General features: G+C 49.6%; 6 protein-coding genes and 1 pseudogene. 4 read left to right on the forward strand and 3 right to left on the reverse strand.

What is annotated here, in order from left to right; translation table 11 throughout:
* The first annotated feature begins 88 nt into the window (after window positions 1-88).
* The 3 genes from JCM12259_RS17550 to JCM12259_RS12065 all read left to right on the forward strand — a co-directional run bounded on the left by JCM12259_RS17550 (window position 89) and on the right by JCM12259_RS12065 (window position 2,585).
* Entirely contained in the window at window positions 89-217 is a 129-nt protein-coding gene (locus JCM12259_RS17550; RefSeq protein ID WP_262499191.1) for a hypothetical protein, read from the forward strand.
* 122 nt (window positions 218-339) lie between these two features.
* Window positions 340-1,944, forward strand: a complete 1,605-nt coding sequence (locus JCM12259_RS12060) for a fimbrillin family protein (protein WP_148299631.1) — start codon at window positions 340-342, stop codon at window positions 1,942-1,944.
* 221 nt (window positions 1,945-2,165) lie between these two features.
* Window positions 2,166-2,585 carry an HU family DNA-binding protein gene (locus tag JCM12259_RS12065; RefSeq protein ID WP_025066631.1) on the forward strand — a complete coding sequence of 140 codons (420 nt, stop codon included), beginning with the start codon at window positions 2,166-2,168 and terminating at the stop codon, window positions 2,583-2,585.
* A 165-nt stretch (window positions 2,586-2,750) separates the two neighbouring features.
* Here the strand turns inward: JCM12259_RS12065 and JCM12259_RS12070 are convergent, their stop codons facing one another.
* Window positions 2,751-5,129, reverse strand: coding sequence for a TonB-dependent receptor (locus tag JCM12259_RS12070; protein WP_025066632.1), 2,379 nt, complete (start codon window positions 5,127-5,129; stop codon window positions 2,751-2,753).
* A 118-nt stretch (window positions 5,130-5,247) separates the two neighbouring features.
* On the opposite strand from JCM12259_RS12070, the pseudogene JCM12259_RS15505 reads away from it, so the two are divergent.
* Window positions 5,248-6,257: pseudogene (locus JCM12259_RS15505) on the forward strand (glycerate kinase family protein).
* Here JCM12259_RS15505 and JCM12259_RS17675 read toward each other — a convergent pair.
* A complete protein-coding gene (locus tag JCM12259_RS17675) occupies window positions 6,245-6,448 on the reverse strand; it encodes a hypothetical protein (RefSeq protein ID WP_309546427.1) in 204 nt (67 codons plus the stop codon). The pseudogene JCM12259_RS15505 and the gene JCM12259_RS17675 overlap by 13 nt on opposite strands.
* Complete coding sequence (locus tag JCM12259_RS15510; protein ID WP_309546428.1) at window positions 6,448-7,221, reverse strand: GNAT family N-acetyltransferase; 774 nt, start codon at window positions 7,219-7,221, stop codon at window positions 6,448-6,450. The genes JCM12259_RS17675 and JCM12259_RS15510 overlap by 1 nt, the downstream gene beginning before the upstream one ends.
* Between the last annotated feature and the right edge of the window lie 203 nt (window positions 7,222-7,424).

The following is a 7,424-nucleotide window of genomic DNA, read 5'->3' on the forward strand; positions in this document are numbered from 1 at the left end:
GGAGTTCCCTTTGTTCTCTTTTTATGCCCTTTTGCCAACCGAGCAAGGGGGAAATTTTCACGAATTATTCATTCAAAACATAGCGATTATGAAACAAAAACAATTAGAGAGTTGGGCTTACAGCAAGCCCGCGGTAACCATCAACCTGTTGACGCAGAGTCATTGTTGTCGACAGGCTCCCAGTTCAACGGAGGACACAGCCAAGGCACGTGGGTAGCGGCGGAGGCGACGCCAAACAAGGATGGTTTGATGAGGAAGACGAAGATGAAAGCCCCTCTCCCACGAGCGAGGAGAACTTTTGGGATTAATTGAGTAACACAACACAAAATGAAAAATGACATGAACATGAAGACAAATATCACTTCCATATTTGCCGCTGCACTCGTGCTCTTCACGGCATCTTGCGCTAACGAAGAGACCACCAAGCAAGACACTAATCAAGAAATCGCCGCAGGCACAAACTTCGTAGGCGGCAGCGCCATCAAAACCCGTACATCGCTCGACGTGACTTTACCGGGCGGCACAACAGTCGACTACTTCTGGGAGCCGAGCGACAAGATTTGGACGGCCGACGGAGCCACGGGCACGGCCCAGATCACAGCCAAGTCGGCCACGGCCAACTTCCGCATGTCGAAGGCTTACAACACGTCGACCGTAGACGTGTATTATCCGGGCGTAAACGCCACGGCCTACAACCAAGTGACCATCGCAACGGCACAAACGCAAACCGCTCCCAATTCGACCAAGCACTTAGGCGAGGCCGGCGACTGCGGTGTAGCAACAGCTCACCAGCAGGCTGACAACAGTTATCATTTCGATCTCGACCACAAGGCCGCCTATCTCTGTCTGCTGCCCCGCACGCCGAACAAGCTCGTCAGCACCTATATCACGCAAGTCAAGATCACGTCCGACAACAACATTGCCGGCACCTATACACTCTCATCCACGGGCCTGACGGGTAGTGGCTCATCTAACGAGATCACCGTCACCACGCTCGGTAACGGATTTGTTCCAGGCCCTTTTAATTACGACGGAACGCAAACCACCGTTCCTGCTCCCGGCTTCCCGCTCAACAACGCCGCCACCAGCCAAAGCACCAACGCCATCTATGCTGTTATCGCTCCGGGCACCCACACCCTCACCATCGAATACACCATTAAAGACATCGTGACAAACGTTGGCGGAACGATCACCAAGATGATCTCGTCGACCCATTATGCCGAGAACACCGTCTATCCCATCACAGCCAATATCAAAGTCACCGAGTATCCCGGCGATAATTATTACATGTGGGATGCTCAGCAGCAATATTGGGCAGGTCATGAATGGAACAAATCCGGTTATGTAGCAGGTGTAGACCAACCTACGAACAGAACTCAAAATACTAGCACCGATCCTAGAAACAACACTGATCCTCGCTGGCGTAGAGAAGATGCTTCTTGGCCTTATCCCGCCGCCAATCGCAGCTGCAAGGATTGTCCCAACGTAAATGAGTGTATATGGTATTGCATGCAAGGCGATCCCCACTATGATGATCAAACGCGTTGGGCCACGATGGGGCACCTTTACAAGGGCGGCATATGGTTGAAGAAAAAAACTCAGATATCTGGTTTTACAGAATCTAACTATAATGGCACCGATTATCGTAATACAGATGGCTATTTCGATAACATCAGTGTTACTCCAAACCTGCCTATTAATCTAAGCGATTACTTCTACCTCCCAATGCTTGGCAACTATCAAAGTTCGTTATGCCTACTTAACTATGGAGGCTTCTTTTGGTCTTGTACGCCACACCCGATATATACGTACCACTCGGACTACGCTTACTACATGGAATTCAGCCAAAGCAACGTAACCGTGAGAAAAGACGCTCGTACGAAAGGTTTCCTGATATGGAAAGCCGACGATAGCGACAATCAATACCGGCCGCTCGGTATGTAAAATAGAGTGCTGTATAGGTGTTAAACACTTGTGCAAGAAGGTGTAGTACACCATTGCAGAAAGGTGTTTAACACCTTTGATAAAGGGTGTTATACACCTTTAAAGATTGGTGTTATACACCTTTAAAGATTGGTGTTATACACCTTTAAAAGAGAGCAATATCGCTCATTATATAACAAATAATTACATGTTTAATCAATTAATCAAAAGGAGACAAAATCATGATTGAATTTGAAGTGAGATCGAAGAAGCAGACGGTCGGCTCGAAAAAGGGGCAGACGGTGTATTATGCCGTGGCCAAGAATGGGAATCGCCTGACGCTCGAGATGCTGTGCGACATGATTGTAGACGAGACGTCGCTCTCGCGCGGTGATGTGATGAATGCACTCATTACGCTGGCTCGCATCGTGTGCCGCGGTGTGAAGATGGGATTCAGCATCGACATGGGAGACCTGGGTTCGCTACGCGTCTACTTCCCCTCGAAGATGATGGACAAGGAGGAAGATGTGACAGCCGAGACACTGAAAACGCCCAAAATCATCTACACGCCCAAAGCCAAAATGCGCCAGGCTGCTCGTGCGGCCGAAGTGAACGTGATCAATAAGGCCAGGCAGAAGAAGGCGAAGACTCCCAAACCGTGAAAAGATGATTTAAAGGAAAAAGACTATTTAAAGGTGAAAGAGTGAATTAACCGGGAAGGGTGAGAAGATGGCTGGGGAGAGCTTCTTTTCACCCTTTTTGTTTTTGTTGGGATAGGTTACGATAGGTGATAAGATAATATAGGAAAAACTGTGTGCGGGGGTGGATCAGAACTCGAAGGTGATCCGGGCATTGAGGCGGCGACCGGTCAGATAGTTGGGCACGGCGTATTGGCAGTTGGTGACATCGGTCACCCAATAATAGCTGTTAACATTGCTGATACCGAACAGGTTGAGGCAGTCTACATCCAACCAAATATTCTTGAAGAGGGAGGCTCGCTGGCCGTTTGCGTTGTTCAACAAGCGATAGCTCATGCCGATATCTGCACGTTTGTAAGCCGGTGCGCGGAAGGAGTTGGTCTCCAATTCTCTGTGCGGTGCTGAGAAGGGTAGGCCGTCGACATAAGCCAGCTTCAGAGACATCTTCCAACGTGTGGTGCCGGGGAAGAAATCGGTGAAATAGAGGTTGACGGCAAATCGCTGATCGGTGGGTAGGGGGATGCTTCGGCCGTTGCGTTTCATACGCGTGTTCATCACGGAGAGTGATAGCCAAGAGTCGGTGCCTGGTACGAATTCGCCGAACAGTTTCAGGTCTAAGCCGGCCGCATGTCCGTTGCCGATGGTGCTGCCATCGTAAACCACTTTCATGTTGTTTATACTATATGGCACGAGATTGTTCAGGAGTTTATAATAGGCCTCGGCAATGAATTTAAAGGGCCTGGCACCGAGATTGAAACGATGGTCGTAACCGGCAATGAGGTGGATGGATCGTTGGCTCTTGATTTTATTGTTTAGGTGGACAGCGGTGATGCCGTTGATGGTCGTGGTGTCTCGCAATTCTTTGAAGAAAGGTGCCTGGTAATAGAGTCCCGCAGCCAATCGCCATGTCATATTGTGGTTGAAGGCCGGAATGATGCCCAGGGAGAGACGCGGACTCGCGATGGTTTCTCGGTTGAAATTCCAATGGCTGAAACGGATGCCGTAATTTAGCGTGAAGAGGGTGTGCTCGTTGGGGCTGGTGAAACGATAGGTGTCTTGCAGGTAAGCTTCGACACGGTTGGCGTTGAGCGTGTTCTTGGCACGCAGGGAATAGATCATTCGCAGGTCCGTGCCCGTGTGGGGAACATTGTAACCGGCAGAATCGCGCATCTCATATTCTGCCGAATGCTCGCTGATGTGCTCGCGTTTAAGAGTCAGTGCGCCCTCGGCCCGATGCTTGTTCCAACGGTGTTCAAACATCAGTTTGATACTTCCGACACGAGCTTTCAGATAGTTTCGGGCATGCTCGAAGTAGGTTCCGACACCCAGGTTTTTGCTGCTTTCGGTTTGTGTGAGCCAATATTGGCCTTGAATATCATAGGTCTCTCGCTCTTGGGTGTAAAAGGCAGATGCTTGGAGCGCTACGGACGTGCGGCTGCCGAGATTGTGCTTGACAGACAATGAGCCGAAATAAGTGCGGAAAAGATCTCGTTCCTGTCCATCGAAATACACGCGAAAGGATTTGATATCCTTCATGGTTCCAAATGCTGTCTCTCGGTCCTGCGGCTCGAAGTCGTAGCGGTTATCCGAGATGTTGCCGATGAAATCGATCTGCCAATGTTTGTTGGGCTGATAACTCAGATAGGTTTGATAATCGAGGAAGACAGGTTTGTATTCGCCCTTGGTTTGGAGCGAACCTAATAGATATTTATTGGTCTTGTATCTGATGCCGTTGCTCCATGTCAAATGCCCATTACCGAAGCCTGCATAAGCACTCGCCCCGAGCAGACTCGCGGAGAGTGAGGCTTCGAATGTCTTCGGGAGCTTGTAAGTGATGTCAAGGGCCGAAGACATCCGATCGCCGTATTTGGCTTCGAAACCGCCCGTGGAGAAGCCGATTTTCTCAACCATATTGGGATTGATGACCGAAAGTCCCTCTTGCTGTCCGCTACGGATCAGAAAGGGGCGATGGATCTCGACATGATTGATGTAGACACTGTTTTCATCGAAAGATCCACCACGCACGTTGTATTGAGCCGACAGTTCGTTGTGGGTCGACACACCAGCTTGCGACTGGATGAGTTCTTCGACGGCATTTCCGCTCACGGAGGGCATTCGGTTTAGGTCGGCAGTGCCAATGCTCTGTGTTTGGCCGGTCTGTCGTTGCCTTTCTTTTACGGTGACTTCGCCCAATGTGTTGTCGTTCTCACGGAGCACGACTTGCAGCGTCTGTTTCCCTTTGGGACGGATGAGGATTTTCGTTCGCGTCTTATAACCGATCATCGAGAATTTGACCGCCACTGAGTCGGCGGATTGCAATTGTAATCTGAATGCACCTTTCAGCGAAGTAAACGTGACTTTTCCTTGTCGGGGCACAGAGACGCTGACCAATTTCAGAGGCGTCATTCGTTCGTTGACCACCCGACCTTGCAAGATAAACTGTTGGGCGCTGATTTCTATTGTCGAAATCAATCCTATTATAATGGTATAGAATAATTTCATTCTCATATATACGAACAAACGCACAGAGGGCGTTAATATTGTATATGGAAAAGTTCGTATTAGCCATAGACAGTTTTAAGGCTGCCTCACTTCTCTTGAAGCCGAGCAGGCTGCCGAAAGGGGAATCCGCTCGGCAGACAGTCGGGCCGAAATCATCAGTATTCCAGTTTCCGATGGCGGCGAAGGGATGCTCAAAGCATTCTGCGCGGCATTGGGCGGAACGGTGAAACACGTGTCCTGTCATGATCCGATGATGCGCCCGATAACGGCAGCGTATGGTGTTATCACACCAGGCGACGGATGTCAAACGGCAGTGATTGAGGTGGCGCAAGCGTCGGGCTGTCTTTGGTAGATCCGATGGAGCGCAACATTTTGAAGGCCACGAGCTATGGAGTAGGGGAGTTGATCTGCGATGCCATGCAGCAAGGATGCACCCGACTGATCGTCGGCTTGGGCGGAAGTGCCACGAGCGATTGCGGTGTGGGGATGCTGCGGGCTTTGATCGATCATTTCGGTGGCGAAGACTTCGATGACATCAGAGGTCACTTTGCCGATCTGCATATCACGCTCGCATGCGATGTGCAGAATCCTTTATGCGGAGCGAATGGAGCCGCCCACGTTTTTGCGCCGCAGAAAGGAGCTGATGCGCAACAAGTACGACTGTTGGATAGGCGCGCCCAACGATTTGCTGCGTTGTCGGCCCAACATTTCGGCTACGATCGTTCATCACAACCGGGTGCTGGTGCGGCCGGAGGATTGGGCTATGCGCTGATGCAATACTTGGGAGCAGAGCGGCAGTCGGGTATCGAACTTTTGCTTGATCTGACATCGTTTGATCAATGTCTGATAGGAGCTTCGTGTGTTGTCACGGGTGAAGGCCGCGCCGACCGCCAGACTCTGATGGGTAAATTGCCTTACGGAATATTGCAAAGAGCTAGACGCAAGGGAGTTCGCACGATTCTCATAGCTGGTCAGATCGCGGACAAAAAGCAATTGCTCGAAGCCGGATTCGACACCGTCCTATGTATCAATCCGGAGAATACAGACATCGCGCAGGCGATGGATCCGCTGACGGCAGTTGCCCGCATCGAAGAAACATTGAGGAAATGGCTATGCCAAATTCAATCTCTGTAAAACCACGAGAGAATCCGATTCACCCAAGGAATGGAGAACCTGAACCATCGGTACTTGGCAACCGGTTTGCCTCCGAATCCTAGAATAAATTCCCGATATCTGTTGCGCTTGAACGGAAGTCCAGCGTCGAGGAAGAAGATATGGGCATAGTTGTGTTCGTAAGCATCCTTCACGGCTTGCCAGACAGTCATTAAATTAGGCGCAAATGAGGATAGGTCTTATCTCTCGACGCCAAATGCCAAAGATAAGCGTTCCCTTCGGAGTACACGCAAGAACAACCACCGATCACCTTATCTTTATATAGGGTAATGAAGATCTTGCCGTTGTTGCTGTGAGCAATTTCGTCAATCAGCGGTTCCGGCGGTAAGAATCGTCTCACTTTCAGCTTATAATATTTGTTCAATAGGTTGTAAAACTGATGGATCTCAGCCTTGGTCTCAGCCGCCCGCGTAATCACGCCGCTCTGGTAAATATGCTTGATGCGTTTCTTGACTTTCTTGCTGAGTCGCTCTTCGGGTGGCATGCTGTGCAACGAATTGTGCACCTCCTGCCAGGGAATGGGGAAATAATCGTTTTGCTTAAAGAAACGATAGCCAAACATCTTTTTATCCGTGTTGCTAAACTCGATAAACAGACAGAGTTTGCGCCTGAATTTCCGGGTAATAGCTCTGAGCAGAAGTCCGAAAATCTCCTCTTTCTGCTCTTCATCGACATATTCTCCCTCGCCATAGATTCGGCCTTGTGTGAAGAAATAAGGTGGGAGCAATGCCCATCTGCGCCTCACGATGGCAAGGATGTGCCCCAAGACACGTCCATCTCTATGCTCGGCCAATGCCATGTAAGGCGTATGCGCAGGAGTTCTTTCAAGAATCTTGAACAACTCTGTGCTATGAAAGAAGTTATTGCACACCAACTTCGGCAACTCCTCCGATTTGGAAATGATTTTGACCGAGACTGAATCCATAGCGCAAAAATACATAAAACTGCGATAATAAGCATGCAAATAGAATCTTTTTATATTTTTCTTGTTCGTTTGAATTAATTTACCTACCTTTGCCCCCAGTTTTCTTTAGCCCCCTAAGTTAGGGGGGTGGGGGGGCTGAACAATTAAAGAGATGATTAAACAAACAAATATAACCAGCAGCACGGCGATGCAAAAGAACTTCG

This window comes from Hoylesella enoeca JCM 12259, assembly GCF_000613405.1.
GTDB classification, from domain to species: domain Bacteria; phylum Bacteroidota; class Bacteroidia; order Bacteroidales; family Bacteroidaceae; genus Prevotella; species Prevotella enoeca.

What these genes read in the sequence shown, in the direction of transcription:
- JCM12259_RS12060 (WP_148299631.1), top strand. Translation starts at nt 340, where the DNA reads ATGAACATGAAGACAAATATCACTTCCATATTTGCCGCTGCACTCGTG.
- JCM12259_RS15510 (WP_309546428.1), bottom strand. Translation starts at nt 7,221, where the DNA reads ATGGATTCAGTCTCGGTCAAAATCATTTCCAAATCGGAGGAGTTGCCG.
- JCM12259_RS17550 (WP_262499191.1), top strand. Translation starts at nt 89, where the DNA reads ATGAAACAAAAACAATTAGAGAGTTGGGCTTACAGCAAGCCCGCGGTA.
- JCM12259_RS12065 (WP_025066631.1), top strand. Translation starts at nt 2,166, where the DNA reads ATGATTGAATTTGAAGTGAGATCGAAGAAGCAGACGGTCGGCTCGAAA.
- JCM12259_RS12070 (WP_025066632.1), bottom strand. Translation starts at nt 5,129, where the DNA reads ATGAGAATGAAATTATTCTATACCATTATAATAGGATTGATTTCGACA.
- JCM12259_RS17675 (WP_309546427.1), bottom strand. Translation starts at nt 6,448, where the DNA reads ATGACTGTCTGGCAAGCCGTGAAGGATGCTTACGAACACAACTATGCC.